The 22,840-nt window shown below is 63.7% G+C and carries 21 protein-coding genes; 15 read left to right on the top strand and 6 right to left on the bottom strand.

Translation table 11 applies throughout. From position 1 onward, the window contains the following. Positions 1 to 4 precede the first annotated feature (4 nt). Entirely contained in the window at positions 5 to 1,417 is a 1,413-nt protein-coding gene (locus C2L65_RS05635; RefSeq protein ID WP_042307065.1) for a LutB/LldF family L-lactate oxidation iron-sulfur protein, read from the top strand. Positions 1,418 to 1,524: 107 nt separating this feature from the next. On the opposite strand, the gene C2L65_RS05640 is transcribed toward C2L65_RS05635, so the two are convergent. Then, complete coding sequence (locus tag C2L65_RS05640; protein WP_042307067.1) at positions 1,525 to 2,049, bottom strand: hypothetical protein; 525 nt, start codon at positions 2,047 to 2,049, stop codon at positions 1,525 to 1,527. 275 nt (positions 2,050 to 2,324) lie between these two features. On the opposite strand from C2L65_RS05640, the gene C2L65_RS05645 reads away from it, so the two are divergent. The 10 genes from C2L65_RS05645 to iscX all read left to right on the top strand — a co-directional run bounded on the left by C2L65_RS05645 (position 2,325) and on the right by iscX (position 9,390). After that, on the top strand, positions 2,325 to 2,552 hold the full coding sequence (locus C2L65_RS05645; protein ID WP_042307140.1) for a hypothetical protein: 228 nt from the start codon (positions 2,325 to 2,327) through the stop codon (positions 2,550 to 2,552). Between the two features lie 106 nt (positions 2,553 to 2,658). Further along, positions 2,659 to 3,186, top strand: a complete 528-nt coding sequence (locus tag C2L65_RS05650) for a low molecular weight protein-tyrosine-phosphatase (RefSeq protein ID WP_042307142.1) — start codon at positions 2,659 to 2,661, stop codon at positions 3,184 to 3,186. Positions 3,187 to 3,296: 110 nt separating this feature from the next. Next, positions 3,297 to 3,821 carry a Fe-S cluster assembly transcriptional regulator IscR gene (iscR, locus tag C2L65_RS05655; protein WP_007586816.1) on the top strand — a complete coding sequence of 175 codons (525 nt, stop codon included), beginning with the start codon at positions 3,297 to 3,299 and terminating at the stop codon, positions 3,819 to 3,821. Between the two features lie 67 nt (positions 3,822 to 3,888). Further along, complete coding sequence (locus C2L65_RS05660) at positions 3,889 to 5,112, top strand: IscS subfamily cysteine desulfurase (protein WP_042307069.1); 1,224 nt, start codon at positions 3,889 to 3,891, stop codon at positions 5,110 to 5,112. A 62-nt stretch (positions 5,113 to 5,174) separates the two neighbouring features. Then, entirely contained in the window at positions 5,175 to 5,591 is a 417-nt protein-coding gene (gene iscU, locus C2L65_RS05665) for a Fe-S cluster assembly scaffold IscU (protein WP_042307070.1), read from the top strand. Between the two features lie 139 nt (positions 5,592 to 5,730). After that, complete coding sequence (iscA, locus tag C2L65_RS05670) at positions 5,731 to 6,054, top strand: iron-sulfur cluster assembly protein IscA (RefSeq protein WP_007586809.1); 324 nt, start codon at positions 5,731 to 5,733, stop codon at positions 6,052 to 6,054. Positions 6,055 to 6,166: 112 nt separating this feature from the next. Further along, a complete protein-coding gene (gene hscB, locus C2L65_RS05675; protein WP_007586807.1) occupies positions 6,167 to 6,694 on the top strand; it encodes a Fe-S protein assembly co-chaperone HscB in 528 nt (175 codons plus the stop codon). Positions 6,695 to 6,787: 93 nt separating this feature from the next. Then, the gene (hscA, locus tag C2L65_RS05680; protein ID WP_042307072.1) at positions 6,788 to 8,659 is read left to right on the top strand and encodes a Fe-S protein assembly chaperone HscA; all 1,872 of its coding nucleotides are present in this window, start codon (positions 6,788 to 6,790) and stop codon (positions 8,657 to 8,659) included. 176 nt (positions 8,660 to 8,835) lie between these two features. Continuing rightward, positions 8,836 to 9,177 (top strand): ISC system 2Fe-2S type ferredoxin, encoded by a 342-nt coding sequence (gene fdx, locus C2L65_RS05685; RefSeq protein ID WP_042307073.1) that lies wholly within the window; start codon positions 8,836 to 8,838, stop codon positions 9,175 to 9,177. Positions 9,178 to 9,192: 15 nt separating this feature from the next. After that, positions 9,193 to 9,390, top strand: a complete 198-nt coding sequence (gene iscX / locus C2L65_RS05690; protein WP_007586799.1) for a Fe-S cluster assembly protein IscX — start codon at positions 9,193 to 9,195, stop codon at positions 9,388 to 9,390. Positions 9,391 to 9,500: 110 nt separating this feature from the next. On the opposite strand, the gene C2L65_RS05695 is transcribed toward iscX, so the two are convergent. From C2L65_RS05695 to C2L65_RS05715, 5 genes are all read right to left on the bottom strand, one after another. Next, positions 9,501 to 10,259 (bottom strand): glycine zipper 2TM domain-containing protein, encoded by a 759-nt coding sequence (locus C2L65_RS05695; RefSeq protein WP_042307076.1) that lies wholly within the window; start codon positions 10,257 to 10,259, stop codon positions 9,501 to 9,503. Positions 10,260 to 10,593: 334 nt separating this feature from the next. After that, positions 10,594 to 12,135: a lysine--tRNA ligase gene (lysS, locus tag C2L65_RS05700; RefSeq protein WP_042307077.1), complete on the bottom strand. Its 1,542-nt coding sequence runs from the start codon at positions 12,133 to 12,135 to the stop codon at positions 10,594 to 10,596. Positions 12,136 to 12,237: 102 nt separating this feature from the next. Next, positions 12,238 to 13,342, bottom strand: a protein-coding gene (gene prfB / locus C2L65_RS05705; protein ID WP_103254513.1) for a peptide chain release factor 2 whose coding sequence is annotated in 2 segments (ribosomal slippage) — positions 12,238 to 13,260 and positions 13,262 to 13,342 — 1,104 coding nt in all. Because the reading frame shifts where the segments join, the coding sequence is not laid out codon by codon here. Between the two features lie 857 nt (positions 13,343 to 14,199). Further along, the gene (recJ, locus tag C2L65_RS05710) at positions 14,200 to 15,906 is read right to left on the bottom strand and encodes a single-stranded-DNA-specific exonuclease RecJ (protein WP_042307080.1); all 1,707 of its coding nucleotides are present in this window, start codon (positions 15,904 to 15,906) and stop codon (positions 14,200 to 14,202) included. A gap of 28 nt (positions 15,907 to 15,934) precedes the next feature. Further along, a complete protein-coding gene (locus tag C2L65_RS05715) occupies positions 15,935 to 17,035 on the bottom strand; it encodes a hypothetical protein (protein ID WP_042307081.1) in 1,101 nt (366 codons plus the stop codon). 318 nt (positions 17,036 to 17,353) lie between these two features. On the opposite strand from C2L65_RS05715, the gene C2L65_RS05725 reads away from it, so the two are divergent. The 4 genes from C2L65_RS05725 (at position 17,354) to C2L65_RS05740 (ending at position 22,790) form a co-directional block, all read left to right on the top strand. Beyond that, positions 17,354 to 18,607: a lipoprotein-releasing ABC transporter permease subunit gene (locus C2L65_RS05725; protein ID WP_042307084.1), complete on the top strand. Its 1,254-nt coding sequence runs from the start codon at positions 17,354 to 17,356 to the stop codon at positions 18,605 to 18,607. Beyond that, positions 18,600 to 19,343, top strand: coding sequence for a lipoprotein-releasing ABC transporter ATP-binding protein LolD (lolD, locus tag C2L65_RS05730; RefSeq protein WP_042307086.1), 744 nt, complete (start codon positions 18,600 to 18,602; stop codon positions 19,341 to 19,343). The genes C2L65_RS05725 and lolD overlap by 8 nt, the downstream gene beginning before the upstream one ends. 36 nt (positions 19,344 to 19,379) lie before the next feature. Continuing rightward, positions 19,380 to 20,168 carry a TatD family hydrolase gene (locus C2L65_RS05735; protein ID WP_042307088.1) on the top strand — a complete coding sequence of 263 codons (789 nt, stop codon included), beginning with the start codon at positions 19,380 to 19,382 and terminating at the stop codon, positions 20,166 to 20,168. A gap of 99 nt (positions 20,169 to 20,267) precedes the next feature. Next, complete coding sequence (locus C2L65_RS05740; RefSeq protein WP_042307089.1) at positions 20,268 to 22,790, top strand: DNA internalization-related competence protein ComEC/Rec2; 2,523 nt, start codon at positions 20,268 to 20,270, stop codon at positions 22,788 to 22,790. Positions 22,791 to 22,840: the final 50 nt, after the last annotated feature.

The following is a 22,840-nucleotide window of genomic DNA, read 5'->3' on the forward strand; positions in this document are numbered from 1 at the left end:
CGTCATGCAAGTCCAAACGATGCAGTTCAAGGCGCGCGCGGGCCAGAAGCTCGCCGACCAGCGCCTTCAGCAAAACTTGACCAAGCTGTCGACGAAGTTCGTGTCGGCGCGCGCGTCGGCGATGCTGGCGATCGATTTCCCCGCCACGCGCGCCGCGCTCAAGGAGCGCCGCAACCGCGCACTGGAGAACCTCGACGTCTGGCTCGAGACCTTCGAGCGCGAGGCGACGCGGCGCGGCGTCACCGTGCTGTTCGCGGAGACGACGCAAGACGCAGCGAAGCTCGTCGCCGATATCGCGCGCAAGCACGACGTGAAGAAGGTGATCAAGACGAAGTCGATGGTGTCCGAGGAAATGCGCCTGAACGAAGTGCTTGGACAGATGGGCGTGCAGTCGATCGAAACCGATCTCGGCGAATACATCCTGCAGATCAACGACAACGAGCCGCCGAGCCACATCATCGCGCCCGTCGTCCACAAGGACAAGGAAGAGATCGCGGACCTCTTCGCGAAGACCCACCAGAAGCCGCGTCTGACCGAAATCCCCGAGATGACACGTGAGGCGCGCGAGGTGCTGCGCCCGCACTTCATGACGGCCGACATGGGTGTGACGGGCGGCAACTTCGTGATCGCGGAGACGGGTTCGGTCGCGCTCGTGACCAACGAGGGCAACGAAGGCATGTGTACCGTGATGCCACGCGTGCATGTCGCGGTGACGGGCATCGAAAAGGTACTGCCGACGCTCGAAGATCTCGCGACGGCCATGCGTCTGTTGCCGCGATCGGCGACGGGGCAGGACGTTTCGAACTATTTCTCCGTGCTGACGGGGCCGCGCCGCGCAGGCGACCAGGACGGGCCGGAACATATGTACGTGGTGCTCGTCGATGGCGGGCGCACGGGGCTGATCGGCGGCGACTTTCAGGAGATGCTGCGCTGTATCCGCTGCGGCGCGTGCATGAACCATTGCCCCGTGTATCAGAAGGTCGGTGGGCACACGTACGGCTGGGTCTATCCGGGGCCGATGGGCTCGGTGCTGACGCCGAGCTATGTCGGCATCGAAAAGGCGCTCGATCTGCCGCAGGCCGCGACGCTATGCGGTGAATGCAATAGCGTGTGCCCGGTCGGCATTCCGCTGTCGGATTTGCTGCGCAAGCTGCGCGAGCGCCAGGTGGAGCGGCATCTGCGGCCGTGGCAGGAGCGCTACGGGCTCGCCGTCTGGGGCTATCTGGCGATGCATCCGACGGCGTACAGGCTCTTCACGAAGGTCGCGGTGCGGATTCTCGAGAAAATGGGCGGCAACCGGAAGTCGATCGCGAAGCTGCCGCTTGGCGGGGGCTGGACCGACACGCGCGAAATGCCGGCGCCTGTCGGGCGAACCTTCCGCGAGCTATACGCCGCGAGCAAGACCCATATCGGGTAGCGCTCCTCCCTCGCGCCTGGAAACTGAAAGAGGCTGCATCGCATGTGCGATGCAGCCTCTTCTTCATTGCGTGTCAGTACTGAAGGCCTTTGTTTTCGGCCCGGCGATCAATGCGGTCTGCCGCCCTCGTTATTCCACGCCTGTCCGCCGCGATTGCCCCCGCCTTGCTGCTGCCCCGAACCCGCTTGCACGGGCTGACGGTTGCCATGGTAGCCGCCGCCTGAGTTGCCGCCGGGGTTCGGTGGCGGCGGATTGCCTGCCTGCGGTGGCTGACCGCGCGGCGGGCCGCCATTGTTGCCGTTGCCGCCCCGGCCGTTCCCGTTCCCGTTCCAGTTGCCGCGGTCGCCGCGATTGTAGTTTCCGTGGTCGTAACCGCGTCCTCCCCAATAGCGGCGGTCGTAGTTAGAGCCCGAGTACCCGCCCCCGCCGAAGCCAAGGAACAGGCTCGATTGCACGGGCGGTTCGGCGTAGCCGTAGGCGGGGACGGGTGCGCCGTAGCCGTCGTAATAACCGTCGTTGTAGCCATAGCCCGCCGGCTGGCCGCCGTACGGATAAGCGACGCAACCGCTGAGAGCGGCGACTGCGCAGAGTGCAACGGCAGCAGGAGCGAAAGAAGGAATAAGACGTTTCATTTGAGTGTTAAGACAAGCGAGAGGTGCGTGTCTATCCATGTAGCTAGTTGTACCGCCTGCGGACTATTACCTGTGTGTGCTTTTGTAAGGATATCTTTCGGCGGTCGAAAGACTGTCGTCGGCACTTTGCAAATCCGCTTCACGATCCTGACTGTTCATCGGAGCGCAACGCAGTGTTCCGTTGGGGCGGGTTTTTCCGGATTGCGTCCTCGGCTACCATTTCGACTGGGCAAAGTGCGTCTGTGCATTGCGGCCCGCTTAAAGAGAACGACATCATGAAAAAGAAAATATCGGTGTATTGGCCAATAGCCATCGTTGTGCCGCTTGCGGCCATTGCTTACCTGCATCTGTATAACGGCGCGGCTACGCAGTCGCCGCTTGCTGCCGAGCGCGTGTCGGCCGAACTGGCTCGTACGGTTTCCTATGGATTCGTCGGCGGCGAGGCTGCGATGCCCGCCGACGTGCTGCCTGCAACGGCACGCATGTCCGCACAGCCGATGTAATCGGCATGGCTGCTGGCGCGCCGCCGGCGTGATTTTGCATGGCTTTGTATAATCGCGGCACCGTTTCACCACATATGACACTTGCGGCTGAGCCGCTCAGCCATTGATGAAAACCGTCGCCATCTGCTTCGTGTGCCTTGGGAACATTTGCCGTTCCCCGACTGCGGAAGGCGTCATGCGGCACCTGCTGGCCGACGCGAAGCTTGCGGATCGCGTGATCGTGGACTCCGCGGGCACGGGCGACTGGCACATTGGCGAAGCGCCGGACGACCGCGCGCAGCGAGCCGCAAAAAATCGCGGTTACGATTTGTCGATATTTCGCGGCCGTCAGATCACCGCAGTCGATTTCGAGCGCTTCGATCTGATCATTGCGATGGACGACAAAAACGTCTCCGCGCTCAGACAAATCTGTCCGGCGGCACAGCGCGACAAGATTCGTCTGCTGATGGAATTTGCGACTGACGCGGACGCGCCGGACGCAAGCGGCGCGGAAAAACGCGCGCCAGGTTTCGATGCACGTGAAGTCGTCGATCCGTACTTCGGCGGCGGCGAGGGCTTCGAAATCGTGCTGGACCAGTGCGAAGCCGCCTGCCGTGGACTGATCGCGGCGCTGCGGCCCCAATTGACCCCGTAGACAAGTTTTTCGTTAAGTAAATGACCCAAATCGAGATAGGGATACTTGACTAAATTCGTCATGTATTTATACTTGACCAAACTTGTCGAGAATTGCGGTTCCCACCACATATGAGACTCACCACGAAAGGCCGTTTCGCCGTCACGGCGATGATCGACCTGGCATTGCGCCAGGAGCAGGGCCCGGTGACGCTTGCGGGTATCAGCCAGCGCCAACACATCTCCCTGTCCTACCTCGAGCAGCTGTTTGGCAAGCTGCGCCGTCACGAGATCGTCGAATCCGTGCGCGGGCCGGGCGGCGGCTACAACCTCGCGCGCCGCGCGGAGGATGTGACGGTCGCGGACATCATCATCGCCGTCGACGAACCGCTCGATGCCACCCAATGCGGCGGCAAGGGTTCGTGCGAAGGCACGAAGCATCACGACGGCCATTGCATGACGCATGAGCTGTGGTCGACGCTGAACCAGAAGATGGTCGAGTATCTCGACTCCGTTTCCCTGAAAGACCTGGTCGACCAGCAGCGCTCGCGCGAAGGTTCGACGGCGGTGCTGCGCGACCGACGTACCGAAGCGCCCGCCGTGGAGCCGCGCGCGGTGCCGAAAGGGCCGAATTCCGTTTTCAACATGGCCGGCTGACAGAGCGCGCAAAGACGCGAACGCCAGAACCATGAAGCCATAAGCACTGATGTCCCCGGAGCGATTGATGAACAACGACATTCCCCACCTGCCCATTTACATGGACTACAGCGCGACGACACCCGTCGATCCGCGCGTGGTGGACAAGATGATTCCGTACCTGCGCGAGCAGTTCGGCAACCCGGCATCGCGCAGCCACGCATACGGCTGGGACGCGGAACGTGCCGTCGAGGAAGCGCGCGAGAACGTCGCGGCGCTCGTCAACGCCGACCCGCGCGAGATCATCTGGACGTCGGGCGCGACGGAATCGGACAACCTCGCGATCAAGGGCGCCGCGCACTTCTACAAGGGCAAGGGCAAGCACATCATCACGGTGAAGACCGAGCACAAGGCTGTGCTCGACACCACGCGTGAGCTGGAGCGCGAAGGCTACGAAGTCACGTATCTGGATGTGAAGGACGACGGTCTGATCGACCTCGACGTGTTCAAGGCTGCGCTGCGTCCGGACACGATCCTCGTTTCCGTGATGCACGTGAACAACGAGATCGGCGTCGTCCAGGACATCGAGACGATCGGCGAAATTTGCCGCGAGAAGGGCATCATTTTCCACGTCGATGCAGCGCAGGCTACCGGCAAGGTCGAAATCGACCTGCAGAAGCTGAAGGTCGATCTGATGTCGTTCTCGGCGCACAAGACATATGGCCCGAAGGGCATCGGCGCGCTGTACGTGCGCCGCAAGCCGCGCGTGCGCATCGAAGCGCAGATGCACGGCGGCGGTCACGAGCGCGGCATGCGTTCGGGCACGCTGGCGACGCACCAGATTGTCGGCATGGGCGAAGCGTTCCGTATCGCGCGCGAAGAAATGGCGACCGAAAATGAACGCGTCCGCGCGCTGCGCGACAAGCTGCTGCGCGGCCTGAAAGAGATCGAAGAAACGTATGTGAATGGCGACATGGAAAAGCGTGTCCCGCACAACCTGAACATCAGCTTCAACTTCGTCGAAGGCGAGTCGCTGATCATGGCGGTGAAGGACGTGGCCGTGTCGTCGGGCTCGGCTTGTACGTCGGCATCGCTTGAGCCGTCGTACGTGCTGCGCGCGCTCGGCCGCAACGACGAACTGGCACACAGCTCGATCCGCTTCACGGTCGGCCGCTTCACGACGGAGCAGGACGTCGATTACGTCATCAACCTGCTGAAGAGCAAGATTGCGAAGCTGCGCGATCTGTCGCCGCTGTGGGAAATGCACAAGGACGGCATCGATATCTCGACGATTCAATGGGCCGCGCACTAAGCGCGCATTGAATCACTCGATAAACGTACGCAGCAGGTTGAATCGAATCAAGGAGTCACAAAATGGCATATAGCGAAAAGGTTCTGGATCACTACGAAAACCCGCGCAACGTCGGTTCGTTCTCGAAGGACGACGACGCGGTTGGCACCGGCATGGTCGGCGCGCCCGCTTGCGGCGACGTGATGAAGCTGCAGATTCGCGTCGGCGCGGACGGTGTGATCGAAGATGCAAAGTTCAAGACGTACGGCTGCGGTTCGGCCATCGCGTCGAGCTCGCTCGTCACGGAGTGGGTGAAGGGCAAGACGCTGGATCAGGCGCTCACGATCAAGAACACGCAGATCGCCGAGGAACTGGCGCTGCCGCCCGTGAAGATCCACTGTTCGATCCTCGCGGAAGACGCGATCAAGGCGGCCGTCGCCGACTACAAGCATCGTCACGGCGAAACGGCTGATGCAGCGAAGGCTGAGCAATCGGCTTAAGACGCAGTCGAGCGCGTCAGGAGTGGCACGGCGACGCGTCGATACTCGCTATCGGCGCCCGCCGGAACGATTTGGGAAGCAGGCAGGGTCGCGACACGGGTCGTGAGGAGCGACGGTGTGCCGCACAATGAGAAACGCTATGGCAATTACGTTGACCGAAAAGGCAGCACAACACGTGCAGAAGTATCTGATCCGGCGCGGCAAGGGTGTCGGGCTGCGGCTCGGTGTGCGCACGACGGGTTGCTCGGGCCTCGCGTATAAGCTCGAGTATGTCGATGAACTCGCGCCCGAAGACGAAGTGTTCGAATGCAAGGGCGTGAAGATCGTGGTGGACCCGAAGAGCCTCGCTTATATCGACGGCACGGAACTCGACTTCGCACGCGAAGGGTTGAACGAAGGCTTCAGGTTCAACAACCCGAATGTGAAGGACGAGTGCGGCTGCGGCGAATCGTTCCGCGTGTAAGCGCGCGAGTCATGCTGAAAAGGCGGCCTGTGCCGCCTTTTTTCAATTTCGACGCGCACCTGGCGCGCGCTTTGGCGCTGCCCTGCGCGCATCGCATGGACAAAGTAACCTGATGGCCTCGCTGAACGACAGTCACTTCGAACTCTTCAATCTGCCCGAGCAATTCGCGCTCGACGCATCTGCATTGGATCACGCGTATCGCACGGTGCAGGCGCAGGTGCATCCTGACCGCTTCGCCGCTGCAGGTGACGCGCAAAAGCGCATTGCGATGCAGTGGGCCACGCGCACGAACGAGGCGTACCAGACGCTGCGCGATCCGTTGAAACGCGCGCGCTATCTGCTGACGTTGCGCGGCATCGATGTCGGCGCGGAGAACAACACGGCGATGGAGCCCGCGTTCCTGATGCAGCAGATGGAATGGCGCGAGAACATCGAGGACGCGTCGGCGGCAAAGAACGTCGATGCGCTCGATGCGCTGCTCGCCGAGTTGCGCGACGAGGAAAAGGTGCGCTTCACGAAGCTGGCCGCGTTGCTTGACAGCGGCTCGAATCAGGCAGCGGGCGAGGCGGTGCGGCAACTGATGTTCATCGAGCGCGTGGCCGCCGAGATCGGCACGCAGATCGAGCGGCTCGACGTCTGAGGCGGCCCGACGCTGCCTGACGATACAGCCTAATCACCACGCGAACCAACACGATCAGGACCGGGGCGAAGCAAGCCCCGAAGAAGATTCCAGATGGCTTTACTGCAAATTTCTGAACCCGGCATGGCGCCCGCGCCGCACCAGCGGCGTCTCGCGGTCGGCATCGACCTTGGCACGACCAACTCTCTCGTCGCGGCGGTGCGCAGCGGCGTGCCCGACGTATTGCCCGACGACGAAGGCCACTATCTGCTGCCGTCCGTCGTGCGGTATCTGGAGAAGGGCGGCCGCCGCATCGGCCGCACGGCGAAAGCGGAAGCCGCCACCGATCCGCGCAATACGATCGTCTCGGTCAAGCGCTTCATGGGGCGCGGCAAGAGCGAAGTCGAGCACGCGGAAAACGCGCCTTACGATTTCGTCGACGCGCCGGGCATGGTGCAGATCCGTACTATCGACGGCGTGAAGAGTCCCGTCGAAGTGTCTGCGGAAATTCTCGCGACGCTGCGCTATCGCGCGGAAGACACGCTCGGCGACGAGCTGGTCGGCGCGGTGATCACGGTGCCCGCCTATTTCGACGAAGCGCAGCGCCAGGCGACCAAGGACGCCGCGCGTCTGGCCGGCCTGAACGTGCTGCGCTTGCTGAACGAGCCGACGGCGGCCGCGATTGCGTACGGTCTCGATAACGGCTCGGAAGGTTTGTACGCGGTGTACGACCTTGGCGGCGGCACGTTCGATCTGTCCGTGTTGAAGCTCACGAAGGGCGTCTTCGAAGTGCTCGCGGCGGGTGGCGATTCGGCGCTCGGTGGCGATGACTTCGATCACGCGCTGTATCGTCATGTGCTTGAGAAGGCTAACGTTCCCGCCCAGTCGCTGACGCCAGAAGACGTGCGCCTGCTGCTCGACGCCGTGCGCGTCGCGAAGGAAGCGCTGTCGTCGGCGCCGAACGCTTCCGTCCAGGTAACGCTCGCAAGCGGCGCAAAGATCGACGTCACCGTCGACGAAGCGGCGTTCGAAACGATCACACAGGCGCTGGTTCAGCGCACGCTCGGCCCGACGAAAAAGGCGCTGCGCGACGCAAAGCTGACGGCGGCCGATATCAACGGCGTCGTGCTCGTCGGTGGCGCGACGCGCATGCCGGTGATCCGCCGCGCGGTCGAAAACTTCTTCGGCCAGCCGCCGCTGACCAACCTCGATCCGGATCAGGTCGTCGCGCTCGGCGCGGCGATCCAGGCGGACCTGCTCGCGGGCAACCGCGGCGCCGACGGCGACGACTGGCTGCTGCTCGACGTGATTCCGCTGTCGCTCGGCGTCGAAACGATGGGCGGTCTCGCCGAGAAGATCATTCCGCGTAACTCGACCATTCCCGTCGCACGCGCGCAGGAATTCACGACCTTCAAGGACGGCCAGACGGCGATGGCGATTCACGTCGTCCAGGGCGAGCGCGAACTCGTGTCCGATTGCCGTTCGCTCGCGCGTTTCGAACTGCGCGGTATTCCGCCGATGGCGGCGGGCGCGGCGCGCATCCGAGTCACCTATCAGGTCGACGCGGACGGACTGCTGTCCGTGTTTGCGCGCGAGCAGCATTCAGGCGTTGAGGCGTCGGTGATCGTGAAGCCGTCGTACGGTCTTGCCGACGACGACGTCGCGCGCATGCTCGAAGACAGCTTCAAGACGGCGGAAGTCGATATGCGCGCGCGGGCGTTGCGCGAGGCGCAGGTCGAAGGCCAGCGGCTGGTCGAAGCGACAGAAGCGGCGCTCGCGGCCGACGGCGAACTGCTCGACGCCGACGAACGCACGGTGCTCGAAGATCTCGTCGCCGCGCTGCGTGCGATCGTGCCGGGCGACGACGTCGACGCGATCGAAACGGCGACGAAGACGCTCGCCGAAGGCACCGACGAATTCGCCGCGCGCCGGATGAACAAGAGCATTCGCCGCGCGCTCGCGGGCCGCAAGCTCGACGAGATCTGACGCCGCGCCAGTCTTCAATCAGCGCAGTCGACGCAACCAGGGCGATGCCGTGAATCGATGATTCGCGCGTCGCCGATGAATCACGCGGTGCGTGCCAAAAACGGCCGCGCCACCAGTAAAATGGTACGGTGCCTGAAGGGCGGCGTCCGTGCCTCACAGACCAGAACGGAATTTGTATGCCTCAAATCGTTGTGCTGCCTCACGTCGAACTGTGTCCGGACGGCGCGGTCATCGACGCCGTGCCCGGCAAGAGCATCTGCGACAATCTGCTCGAACACGGCATCGAAATCGAGCACGCATGCGAGAAGTCTTGCGCATGCACGACCTGTCACGTGATCGTGCGTGAGGGTTTCAACGCGTTGACGCCGTCGGAAGAAGACGAGGACGATCTGCTCGACAAGGCATGGGGTCTCGAACGCGAATCGCGGTTGTCGTGCCAGGCGCTCATGCCTGAAGGCGACGATCTCGTGGTCGAGATTCCGCGTTATTCGATCAACCACGCGAAGGAAAATCACTAACAGGAGCGAGCAGCCATGAAGTGGACCGACACGCAAGATATCGCGATGGCCTTGACCGACAAGCACCCCGAGATCGATCCGCAACAGGTGCGGTTCACCGATCTTCACCGCTGGGTGATGGAACTGGACGGTTTCGACGACGATCCGAACCGCTCGAACGAAAAGATCCTTGAAGCGATTCAGGCGGCATGGATCGAAGACGCGGATTACTGAGCGCGGCGCGTATAGCGGCGCTTCAGACGCAACACATGCAAAAGGCGACTTCCGTGGAAGTCGCCTTTTTTATTGCCTGGAGCTTGGCGGGCGCGGGCGTCCGTTAACGATCAGCCTGCGACGAGCGTTCCGTTCTCCACTCGCACGCGCTGGCCTTGCTGGAACGGCGGCGCTTCGTGATACGTGAAGTAGCGCGTCTTGCCGTTTTCCATATGCACGCGCACCGAGTAGCTGGTCGAGCTGCGCAGATGCTTTTCGACCGAGTTACCCGCGAGGCCGCCGCCGAGCGCGCCGAGCAGCGTCATTGCCGTGCGGCCGTTGCCGCTGCCGAACTGATTGCCGACGACACCACCCGCCACCGCGCCGCCCACGGCGCCAATCCCCGTGCCGTGGCCTTCCTGGCGTACGGCTGAGATTGCTTCGACCGTGCCGCAAGTCGAACAGTAGGCGGGTCGCGCGGGTTGTTGCTGCGCGTATTGCGGCTGTTGCGCATATTGCGGGGCCGGCGCGGGCGCTTGGGGCGCCTGCTGCGCAGCCTGCTGCTGTGCTTGCTGAGCCTGCGCCTGTTGTTGCTGGGCCTGTTGTGCCTGAACCTGCTGCTGAGCCGCTTGCTGTTCGGCCTGCTGTTGTTGCGCTGTTGCTTGCTGCTGCGCGCTCAGGTTAGCCGGTTGCGCGGTATCGACGACGGGCTGCTGTTGCTGCGCGACGGCCGCCGATTGCACCTGGTCGCTTTGCTCGCCGTTGCTCGACGCCTTCGGGAACAGTCCCGTCACGGCCGCCGTCGCCACCAGACTGGCGACGATGACGGCGCCTGCCGCCACGGCAATGAGGGGATGAAGGCGGCGCGGTGAATTGTTCGGATTATCCATGGTGGTAGGCCTCCAGCTTTGCAGAGTTTGACCTGTAAAAGTAGCGGTATAAGTGTCGGACATGCCGATCCGTGCGGGGTTTCAATTTGTAACCGGGAGCGGGCCGGGATTTGCCCACGAGGGACGCAAGAACCGCACCAAAAGCCAAACACCGCGCCGAAGCTGGATTTCGGCGGATTGGCGACAAAAGCGGACCAGATCGAGTTATGCAGCTTTTACCGATAGTTACAAACGGTACGTGCGCTTCGGAAAGAAGGGAGGGCGGCGAGGGGAGTGGAAGCCGCGCACGGCGCGAAAGCGGCCGTGCGCGGAGACAACAATATCAGCGTGACGCTCAGTCTTCGCGGCGCAGATGCGGGAACAGGATGACGTCGCGGATGCTCGGGCTGTCGGTGAGCAGCATGACCAGACGGTCGATGCCGATCCCGCAGCCGCCCGCCGGCGGCATGCCGTATTCGAGCGCGCGGATGTAGTCCGCGTCGTAGTACATCGCTTCTTCGTCGCCGGCGTCCTTCTGGTCGACCTGCTTCTTGAAGCGCGCGGCCTGGTCTTCGGGATCGTTCAGCTCCGAGAAGCCGTTGGCGATCTCACGGCCCGTGATGAACAGCTCGAAACGCTCGGTGATGCCGTCCACGCTATCCGATGCGCGCGCGAGCGGCGACACTTCGATGGGGTAATCGATGATGAACGTCGGCTCCCACAACTGCGATTCCGCCGTTTCCTCGAAGAGCGCCAGTTGCAGCGCGCCGATACCCGCGTTCAGGAACTGCGGCTGCGTCGCGTCGACGCCGAACTTCTTCAGTTCCGTGCGCAGGAACGCGCCGTCCGCCAGTTGCGCGTCCGTGTATTGCGGCGCGAATTTCTGGATCGCCTGCGTGATCGTCAGGCGATGGAACGGCTTGGACAGATCCAGTTCGCGGCCCTGATACGTGATCGTCGCGTTGCCGAGCGCATCGACGGCGGCCTGACGGATCAGTTGCTCGGTGAAGTCCATCAGCCACTTGTAGTCTGTGTACGCGGCGTAGAACTCCATCATCGTGAATTCCGGATTGTGACGCGGCGACACGCCCTCGTTACGGAAATTCCGGTTGATCTCGAACACGCGCTCGAAGCCGCCGACCACCAGCCGCTTCAGATACAGCTCAGGTGCGATGCGCAGGAACATCTGCATGTCGAGCGCGTTATGGTGCGTGACGAACGGCTTGGCCGCCGCGCCGCCCGGGATCGGGTGCAGCATCGGCGTTTCGACTTCCATGAAGTCGGCATCGGCCATGAACTTGCGGATCGACGACACAGCCTTGGTGCGTGCGACGAATGTCTTGCGCGCTTCATCCGTGACGATCAGATCGACATAGCGCTGGCGATAGCGCATTTCCTGGTCGGCGAGACCGTGGAACTTGTCGGGCAGCGGACGCAGCGCCTTCGACAGCAGCCGCAGTTCCGTACAGCGCACGGAGAGTTCACCCTTGTTCGTGCGGAACAGTACGCCTTTGGCCGCGACGATGTCGCCCAGGTCCCACTTCTTGAAGGCTTCGTACGTTGCTTCGCCGACGTCGGCGGGCGTGATGAAGAACTGGATCTGGCCCGAGCCGTCGCGCACCGTCGCGAAACTCGCCTTGCCCATCACGCGCTTGAGCATCATGCGGCCGGCCAGCGCGACCTGCAGCGCCTTCGATTCGAGCGCGTCCTTATCGGCGTCCGCGTATTCGGACTGGAGATCGGCGGCGTGGTGGGTCGGGCGGAAGTCGTTCGGGTAGGCGACGCCTTGCTCGCGCAGCGCGCGCAGCTTTTCGCGGCGCTCGGCGATGATCTGGTTGTCGTCCACCTCGGCGGCGGCGTTCTGCTGGGCCGCATTCTGCTGGGTCGGTTCGGTCATGGTGATGATGTTCGGTATCCGATGCCTCATGCGCGCTTTCGACTGTGGCGCACAGGCGGTGAAAAAAATGCGGCGCGGCGAAGCGTGCCGCGCCGGATGCGCTTAGATGCCCTGTTTCAGGCTCGCGCTGATGAACGGATCGAGGTCGCCGTCGAGCACGCTCTTCGTGTTGCTGATTTCGACGTTGGTACGTAGATCCTTGATGCGGCTGTTGTCGAGCACGTACGAACGGATCTGGTGGCCCCAGCCCACGTCCGATTTGCCCGCTTCGAGCTTGTCCTGTTCCGACTGGCGCTTGCGCATTTCGGCTTCGTACAGACGCGATTTCAGCATCGCCATGGCTTCGGCGCGGTTACGGTGCTGCGAGCGGTCGTTCTGGCACTGCACGACGATACCTGACGGGACGTGCGTGATACGCACGGCGGAGTCGGTCTTGTTGATGTGCTGACCGCCCGCGCCCGAAGCACGGTAGGTATCGATGCGCAGATCGGCCGGATTGACTTCGATCTCGAACGACTCATCGATTTCCGGATAGACGAACACCGACGAGAATGAAGTATGGCGGCCGCCTGACGAGTCGAACGGCGACTTGCGCACGAGGCGGTGAATGCCTGTTTCGGTACGCAGGAAGCCGTACGCGTATTCGCCTTCGACCTTGATGGTCGCGCTCTTGATGCCGGCGACATCGCCTTCGGATTCTTCGAGCACTTCCGTCTTGAAGCCCTTGCGTTCGCAGTAGCGCAGGTACTGGCGCAGCAGCATCGACGCCCAGTCGCATGCTTCCGTGCCACCCGCGCCCGCCTGGATGTCGATGAACGCGTTGTTCGGGTCGGCCGGGTTCGAGAACATCCGGCGGAATTCCATGTCGGCGACGCGCGCTTCGAGTTTCGCGGCATCGTCTTCGACCGCGGCGAGCGTGTCTTCGTCGTTTTCTTCGCGCGCCATGTCGAACAGGTCTTGCGTGTCGCGCAGGTCGTTATCGAGCGCGCTCAGCACGTCGACGACGCCTTCGAGCAGCTTCTTTTCCTTGCCGAGTGCCTGGGCGTGCTTCGAGTCGTTCCAGACGTTCGGGTCTTCGAGTTCCTTGTTGACTTCGATCAGTCGTACCGACTTTGCATCGTAGTCAAAGATACCCCCGGAGCTCGCCTGCGCGTGTGCGCAGGTCCGCCAGGGAGGATTCGATTGAGTTGAGGCGTTCCGCTTCCATGTCGATCCAGTTTCAAATAAATGGGGTTTCTTTTGTCTGCGACGCTGTTGGGGTTTGGTTCGTGTTGCGGTGGTTTGCTTCGCGTTTTCGCTGGCATCCGCGATGCGTTATCTAGCTTCAGGCGTCGCCCCTGTGCGGGGCGGCACCTACTTTTCTTTGCCGCCGCAAAGAAAAGTAGGCAAAAGAAAGCGGCTCACACCGCCAGTTCTAGTTCTTGCCTGAGGGCCCCCACAGGGCCTTACGCTTCACACGGCAATCACGTCATTCATGCTCGTTGCCAACGCTCTTGCGTTACGCCTCACCCGCTTCATGCACCCACATTCCAGCACGCCGTGCCAGATAGTCCACCGCCGCCTAGGTGGCAAACTGTGTGTAGGTTGTCGCACCACACAGGTTAGCGCTCTTACCAGAAACACCAGCCTTGCTATTCAGTCCGGAGTGATGCGCTCGTGGCGCGAAAGCCTACACACAGTTTGCCACCTGGGCGGCACCAACCATTCGCTGCCGCTGGCCCGTGTACGGGAGTGCGAAGCGGGTGAGGCGCACATTCAGGGCGTTGGCACCGCGCGCCAACAGAGACGTTGCCGTGTGAAGCATAAGACCGGTTGGGGTCCCTCAGGCAAACACAAGAGCTGGCGGTGTTAGCCGCTTTCTTTTGCCTACTTTTCTTTGCGGCGGCAAAGAAAAGTAGGTGCCGCCCCGCACAGGGGCAACGCGTGAACAGCAAACACCGTCTCGCGGATGCCAGCGAACCAGCAAAAACCCAAACAAACCCAACAAAAAAGGCCAACCAAGGCCCTTCCTGCCAAAAACCAAAATTATAGCGGATCACAGCGCCAGGGCTGGGCGCACCCAGCCTACAACACGGCATGCTCAACGATCAGTTGCACGCGTGCAACGCCATTCCACGTATCCGCGGAAAGCCGGTAGGCGACAGTAGTCCGCGCAGGCAACGGCGCCGTGTGATTGAACCAGATCGCATTGAACCGCTGGCGCCCGCGCATCAACTGCAGCTTCAGATGCTTATCCTTCACCAGCGCCTGCGACATCACATCGAACTCGCCCGAGAAAACAGGCGCCGGAAACCCCTGTCCCCAGACAGCCGCATCAATCATCTCGACGAATTGCGGCGTGAAATACGCATCTTCGAGATCGCCATCCGTCTCGACCGTGCGCGCCAGCACATCCTGCGTCAGCCACTCACGCCCAACCCGCTCGAACGCCGCCGTAAAGCGCGGAATATCGGCCGTGGCGATCGTCAAACCCGCCGCCATCGCATGGCCGCCGAATTTGGCGATCAGCCCCGGCTCGCGCTTCGACACGAGATCGAGCGCATCACGCAAATGGAAACCCGGAATCGACCGGCCCGAGCCCTTGACGGTGGCGCCGCCCTCATCGGCCAGCGCGAACGTGAACGACGGCCGGTGGAATTTCTCCTTCAGCCGGCCAGCAACGATACCGATCACGCCCTGGTGCCAACTCGGATTGAACAGCGTGATCGTCGTCGAGTCGGCGGGATCGACCGTCGACAGGTCGTCGAGCGCCTGCTGCTGCATGCCCGCTTCGATTTCGCGCCGCTCGCGGTTCATCGTGTCGAGTTGCTGCGCGAGTTCCCACGCGCGTCCGACGTCGTCCGTCGTCAGGCAGTCGATGCCCAGCGACATGTCCGACAGCCGTCCGGCCGCATTCAGGCGCGGCCCCAGCGCGAAGCCGAGATCGAAACCCGACGCGCTACGCGCATCGCGGCCCGCAGCGCGAAAGAGTGCGGCGATGCCCGGCTGCATGCGGCCGTTGCGGATGCGCTGCAAGCCCTGCGCGACCAGCACCCGGTTGTTGCCGTCGAGCTTCACGACATCGGCGACCGTGCCGAGCGCGACGAGATCGAGCAGCCCATCCAAACGCGGTTCCGGGCGCGCGTCGCCGAATGCGCCACGGCGGCGCAGTTCGGCACGCAGCGCGAGCAGCACATAGAACATCACGCCGACGCCCGCGATGCACTTGCTCGGGAACGTGCAGCCCGGCTGGTTCGGATTGACGATCGCGCGCGCGGCAGGCAACTCGTCGCCGGGCAAATGGTGATCGGTGACGAGCACGTCGATGCCGAGCGCATTCGCCGCCTCGACGCCGTCGACGCTCGCAATGCCGTTATCGACGGTGATCAGCAACTCGGGCTTGCCGCCCGGGCGTTGCGCGGCCAGCGCGACGATTTCCGGCGTGAGGCCGTAGCCGTACTCGAAGCGGTTCGGCACGAGGTAGTCGATCTGCGCGCCGAACATCCGCAAACCGCGCACGGCGACAGCGCAAGCCGTCGCGCCGTCGCAGTCGTAGTCCGCGACGACCAGCATGCGACGCCGGCCTTCGATGGCATCGGCGAGCAGCGCCGCGGCCGCATCGCAGCCTTTTAGCGACGCGGGTGGCGTCAGGCGCGCGAGCCCGATTTCGAGTTCATCGGGCAGGCAGACGCCGCGCGATGCATAAAGGCGCGCGAGCACGGGATGCAGGCCGTGGCGGATCAACGCTTCGGCGTCGGCGGGAGAGCAAGGGCGCGTAACGATTCGAGTCATGCGGCAAAACCTGGAGCAGAAGAACGGTTCATTCGATAAAGAGCGACGCGAACAGACGGCGTCGCCAGAATTTGCGCAGATCGCCGCGCGTAACGTTGAGTGTCACCGAGCCCGTGTCGCCGCACAGCGTCAGACCGAGCGTGCCGAGTTCGCCCGCCTGCAACGCGGCAAGCGCGGGCGCGAGCCAGTCGCGCTCCAGCGCGGCGAATGCGGCGTTCCAGCGGCCCCAGTCCTGCTCGATGTACGGTGCAGAAAACGGGTCGAGTTCGATCAGCGTGGTGGCGGCACTGCCGTTCGCGCTGTTCGCACGCCAGGCGTCGTAAGTCACAGGCGGCGCAGCCGTTGCCGCCTGCGCGGCGAGCGCGAGACCGCGCGTCGCTGCCGCGTCCGACAGCACGCGCGCGAAGTTGCTCTTGACCGGCTGCGCCGCGCCTTGCGCGTGAAACCAGATCGAATTGACGGCGGGCAGGCCGCGCGCCTCGCGCGCCTCGTTCACGGGATGCTCGAACCACGCCATCTGCACTTCGTTCTGCAGCTTCATCCACGCACGCGAGCGCTCGCCCGTGTGCGCTTCGTGCGGCAGCCAGATTTCGATGTTGCGCCCGCTCGCGCGCAGCGGCGAGGCGCCCGCCAGCGTGCCGAACGCGTCGCTCGACAGATACCAGCGCGACGGCTGCGGCGCCTCGATCCGCACGCCCAGTTCTTCGATCAGCGGACGCGCGACGCCGAACAGTGCGCGAGCGTCGTCGTTCGCGAGTTCCAGCGACGCGGGATCGATCAGCACCAGATGGTCGTGCGCGATCCGCACATGCACCGGCTGCACGCATGCCCATGTCGCGTCGCCGGGGTTGCCGCCGTCGGCGAGCAGCATGTAGGGCGCGAGGGGCGCCTCGTCGGCGGCAGCCGTGCCGGCGGGCACCGCGCCGAAGCTGCGGGCCACCCAGCGCTCGTGCGGCAGCGTGCGCTGGAAGTCTTCACCGATCACACGTTCGACCAGCGTCGCGCGGGCGATCAGTTTGTCGAGGGCGGGAATGTCGAGGGAATACAGCGCAGTGGACGCGTCGGCTGCGGCGGGCAGCGCGAAAGGTAGAAGGAGATGCAGTCGGTTGGCATTCATGATGCTGCGCATTGTATGGCAAACTTCGCCCCGTTGATCCGCGATGGCGGGCGATCAGACTGGGCCCGAATGCGTCACTTGTGCGCCAGTGCGTACAATTCACGCAACGATTGCGCATCGGACGGTGCGGTGTTGCGCGCGCCGTTGCACGGCGTGACAGCCGACGCGCCGTATGAGGAAAGCCGCTGCAAGCCGGCGTTCTGGAACCATCGGCCGAAATTCGCGCCCAATCGACACGGCTCTCGCGCGCCTGACGGCGTTTTTCGCCGACCGCGCGGACAGCCAGGGCAAATGCAGAACACAGCGCAATCACGCTGAAAAAGGACTCGCTTGAAACTTCCATACGAATGGCAGATTGGCTGGCGCTACACGCGCGCCGGCAAACGGACCACGGGTAACGGCTTCATCTCGTTCATCGCGCTCGTGTCGATGTCGGGTATCGCGCTCGGCGTGGCCGCGCTGATCGTCGTGCTGTCGGTGATGAACGGCTTCCAGAAAGAAGTGCGCGACCGCATGCTGTCGGTGCTTGCGCACGTCGAAATTTTTTCGCCGACGGGCTCGATGCCGAACTGGCAGTTGACGGCGCAAGAGGCGAAGCAGAACAAGGAAGTGATCGGCGCGGCGCCGTATGTCGAAGCGCAGGCGCTGCTCACGCGCCAGGACGCCGTGAGCGGCGTCGCGCTGCGCGGCGTCGAGCCTTCGCTGGAACCGGAAGTGTCGGACATCGGCAAGGAGATGAAGGCGGGCAACCTGAACGAGCTGAAGCCCGGCGAGTTCGGCATCGTGCTCGGCGGCGATCTGGCCGGGAATCTCGGCGTGACGACGGGCGACAAGATCACGCTGGTCGCACCCGAAGGCACGATGACGCCCGCGGGCCTGCTGCCGCGTCTCAAGCAATTCACCGTGGTCGGCGTGTTCGAGTCCGGCCACTATGAGTACGACAGCACGCTTGCGCTGATCAATATCAAGGACGCGGAGGCGCTGTTCCGGCTACCCGCGCCGACGGGCGTGCGGCTGCGGCTGACAGACATGCAGCGCGCGCCGGAAGTCGCGCATCAGCTGGCGCGCACGCTGTCGGGCGATCTGTATATCCGCGACTGGACGCAGCAGAACAAGACCTGGTTCTCGGCCGTGCAGATCGAGAAGCGCATGATGTTCATCATCCTGACGCTGATCATCGCGGTGGCGGCATTCAATCTTGTTTCGTCGCTGGTGATGACGGTGACCAACAAGCAGGCGGATATCGCGATCCTGCGCACGCTCGGCGCGCAGCCGGGCTCGATCATGAAAATCTTTGTCATCCAGGGCATGACGATCGGCTTCGTCGGCACGGGCATCGGCGTTGCGCTCGGCTGCCTGATCGCGTGGAGCATTCCATGGCTCGTGCCGATGATCGAGCATCTGCTGCACGTGCAGTTTTTGCCGCCGTCGGTGTACTTCATCAGCGAGCTGCCGTCCGAACTCGTGCCCGGCGATGTGCTGAAGATCGGCGTGATCGCGTTCGTGCTGTCGTGTCTCGCGACGCTGTATCCGAGCTGGCGCGGCGCGAAGGTGCGTCCGGCGGAGGCGCTGCGTTATGAATGATCGTCCGAACAAGAACCTCATGGCCTCCGACGAGACTGGTCTGCATCCGTACGTGCTCGAAGCAACGGGCATTTCGAAAGCCTTCGTTCAAGGCGGCCTGAACGTGCAGGTGCTGAACAACACGCAGCTTTCCGTGCGGCGTGGCGAAAAGCTCGCGATTGTCGGCGCGTCCGGCTCCGGCAAGAGCACGCTGCTGCACGTGCTGGGCGGCCTCGATGATCCGAGCACCGGGCATGTCGAAGTGATGGGCAAGCCGTTCACGAAGCTCTCCGAGCGCGAGCGCAACGATCTGCGTAACCGCGCGCTCGGCTTCGTCTATCAGTTCCACCATCTGCTGCCGGAATTCACCGCGCTCGATAACGTCGCGATGCCGCTGCGCATTCGCCGCATGACGACGGAGGACTCGCGCAAACAGGCCCATGACATGCTGGAACGCGTGGGGCTCGCGCATCGCGCGAAGCATCGGCCGGGCGAACTGTCGGGTGGTGAACGGCAGCGCGTGGCGATTGCGCGCGCGCTGGTCACGAAGCCCGCCTGCGTACTCGCCGACGAGCCGACGGGGAATCTCGACGGCGGCACGGCTGATACGGTGTTCAACTTGATGCTGGAACTGTCGAACACGCTGTCGACGAGTTTCGTGATCGTCACGCATGATCCCGATCTGGCCGCGCGATGCGACCGTATCATGCGTCTGCGCGACGGCGTGCTGTACGAGGAGCCGACCGTGCCCGTCTGAGGCCGGGCGCTTTCCATTCGACACGAGGCTGCGCGCATGTGGATCGATACGCACTGTCATCTCGACGCTTCTGAATTCGACGCGGATCGCGACGCTGTGGCGAGCGCCGCGCTCGAAGCGGGCGTAAGCCGGATCGTGATTCCGGGCATCGCGCGCAGCAACTTTTCGACGGTGCGCGAACTGGCGCATCGCGTGACAGGCGGGGCATATGCGCTCGGCATTCATCCGCTTTTCACGCCGCAGGCGCAGCCGTCCGATCTCGATGTGCTGCGCATGGAAATCGAGGCGAGTCTCGACGATCCGCTTTTCGTCGGTCTCGGGGAGATCGGGCTCGACTATTTCGTGCCAGGGCTCGACGACGAAACGCAGCAGTTCTATTACAACGAGCAACTCAAGCTCGCGCGCGAATTCGATCTGCCTGTGATCTGCCACGTGCGCAAGTCGCAGGATCAGGTGCTGAAGGGCTTGCGGCGCAATCACGTCAATCGCGGCATCGCGCATGCGTTCAACGGCAGTTTCCAGCAGGCGCAGGCGTTCATCGATCACGGCATGCACCTCGGTTTCGGCGGCAACGTGACGTTCGAGCGCGCGCTGCAGATCCGGCGGCTCGCGGCGCAGTTGCCGCTCGACGCGCTGGTCGTCGAAACCGATGCGCCCGACATCGCCCCTTCGTGGCTCTACAGGCAGCGCAACACGCCGGACCAGGTTCCCGCGATTGGCGCGATTCTCGCTGAGCAGCGTGGCATCGACAAAAATGCGCTGGCGATAGGCACAACGGCTAATGCGCACGCTGCATTGCCGCGACTCGCGCTTTACTCTGCATAATCACTGTTCGGCTCGCATGGCGCATTTTCGCTGACATTATTTCGGGTTCCTGATGAATGTAGGCGCTGATGCTGCGCGAGCGTCGGTTGTGGAGGTGGCATGCGGGCAGTGTGGTGCGGTTTTGCGTTGGGCGTCGTGTGGTTGCAGCAGCAGGCTTCGTTGCCTGGAGGGGCGGGTTGGCTCGCGTTGATCGCAAGCGCCTGCGCGCTGAGCCTCGTTTCGTGGACGTGCTTCCGACGTGACGGTGCGTGGTCCGCGCGCGCGGGCTGGTTCGCCGTGCTGTGTGCGGCGGCGTGCTGTGGCTTTGGATATACCGCGTGGCGCGCGCAGGCGCGGCTCGCCTTCGAGTTGCCGCATGCGTGGGAAGGGCGCGATATCGCCGTCAGTGGCTGGGTCAAAGGTCTGCCGACGCGCAGCGCGGACGGCACGCGTTTCCTGTTCGTCGTCGAATCGGCCGATGCGCCCGTCGAACGTTTTCCCCGCACGCTGCAGCTATCGTGGATCGCGGATGATGCGCCGCCGCCCGTGCTCGAACCCGGTTCACGCTGGCGTCTGAACGTGCGGCTCAAACGTCCGCATGGAAACGCGAACTGGGGCGTGCGCGACGCGGAAGCCGTGTTGCTCGCGCGTGACGTTCGGGCGACGGGTTATGTGAGCACGCCTTCGCGTGCAATGCGGCTTCCCGGAAGGGCGAGCGGAATGGGCGTGATGATCGACGGCTGGCGATCGACCATCCGCGCTCGCATTGCCGCCGTGCTTGGCGACGCGCCGCACATGGGCATCGTCGTCGCACTTGCGATCGGTGCGCAGGACGCCGTGAGCGCCGCCGACTGGCTGCTGATGCGGCGCACGGGCACGAGCCATCTCGTTGCGATTTCCGGTTTGCATATCGGTTTCGTCGCGGGGCTTGCTGGATGGCTGATCGGGACGTTGTGGCGGCACTCGTTCTTCATCGGACGCGGCTTGCCGTTGCTCGTGCCCGCGCAGAAAGTGGCGATTGGCGGCGGCGCGCTGTTTGCCGCGTTTCATGCGGCGCTCGCGGGCTTCAACGTGCCCGCGCAACGGGCGTTGTGGATGGCGGGTGTCGTTGCGCTCGCTTATGTCGGCGGACGGCGCGTCGCGCCTTCCGTCGTGATCGCGTGGGCGCTCGGGCTCGTGCTGCTGGTCGATCCGTGGGCGGTGGTGTCAGCGGGATTCTGGCTGTCGTTTTGTGCGGTCGGCGCGATCCTGTTCGCGATGTCGGGAGCGGTGCATGTCGCGCGAAGCGGGGCGTCCGGCTCACTGGGTGACGAGCAAGGTGAACGCTCTTTAATGAGGCGCTGCGCGGACGTATTGCGCTCGCGGATCGAAGCGTTGATAGGGCGCATGCGCAGCGGCGCTCGCGTCCAGTTCGCGGTGACGATCGCGCTCGCGCCGCTGACGGTGTGCTTCTTCTCGCAGATTCCGCTGATCGGCCCCGTGGCGAATGCGTTCGCGATTCCGTGGGTCAGCGTTTTCGTGACGCCGGCCGTGATTGCCGGCATCGCGTTGCCCGCGCCGCTCGATGCCTTCGCTTTTCGCTTCGCGCATCATCTGCTGGATCTGCTCGCAGCGGGTCTGCAACTGCTGTCGGGTCCCGCGTGGACGGTCTGGCAGTTGCCGCAGCCCGATGCATGGGCGATGGCGTTCGCGGCCGTCGGCGTCGCGTGGTGTCTTGCGCCTGCCGGCTGGCCGTTGCGCTGGGCTGCGCCGCTGACGTGGCTGCCGCTACTCGCGCCAGCATCGGCTGCGCCCGCCGAGGGCGCCTTCCGCCTCACGGCACTCGACATCGGGCAAGGCTCGTCGATCGTCGTCGAAACCGCGCATCACACGCTGCTGTTCGATGCCGGTCCGGGTCCCGAATCGACGCACGCAGGCGAGCGGATCGTCGTGCCTTATCTGCAGGCGGCGGGCATCGCGACGCTCGATACGCTGATCGTCAGCCACGCCGACTCCGACCATTCGGGCGGCGCGCCCGCCGTGCTCGAAGGAATCGAAGTGAGGCAACTGCTGGCGGGACTTCCGCCAGGCCACGCGCTGTGGCGCGAGGCGGCCGGGAAGGGCGCCCAAACCGTGCGCTGCGCGGCGGGCCAGCGCTGGCATTGGGACGGTGTCGACTTCGCGATACTCTGGCCCGACGCGGGTCCCTTGCAAGGCAAGCCGAACGCGCATTGCTGCGTGCTGCGCGTGAGCACAGCGGGCGTTTCCGCGAGCGGTTCCCGGATTCAAACGCAGCAAAGCAAGGCAACGCCCGTCGTCGCCTTGCTGGCCGCGGACATCGAAGCACCCGTCGAACGCACGCTGCTCGCGCGCGAGCCCGCCGCATTGCGCGCGCAGATTCTGCTCGTGCCGCATCACGGCAGCAAGACCTCGTCGACCGAGCCGTTCCTCGACTCTATCGAGCCGTCCATCGCGGTATTTCAGGTAGGCTATCGCAACCGGTTTCATCATCCCTACGCGGGCGTCTACGAACGGTATCGGGCGCGCGGCATCGAGCTTTCGCGCAGCGACGAAGACGGGGCCGCGCGCATCGAGGCGGGCGGATCGAGCTTGTCGCTGGAGCGTTACCGGCAGACGCATCGCTGGTACTGGATGGACCCGTAACAAAAGACCGGCAGCGCAAGTAAGAACAAATCAGAACGGAGACCAGAGCG

The sequence above is a fragment of the Paraburkholderia terrae genome (assembly GCF_002902925.1).
Taxonomy (GTDB): Bacteria; Pseudomonadota; Gammaproteobacteria; order Burkholderiales; family Burkholderiaceae; genus Paraburkholderia; species Paraburkholderia terrae.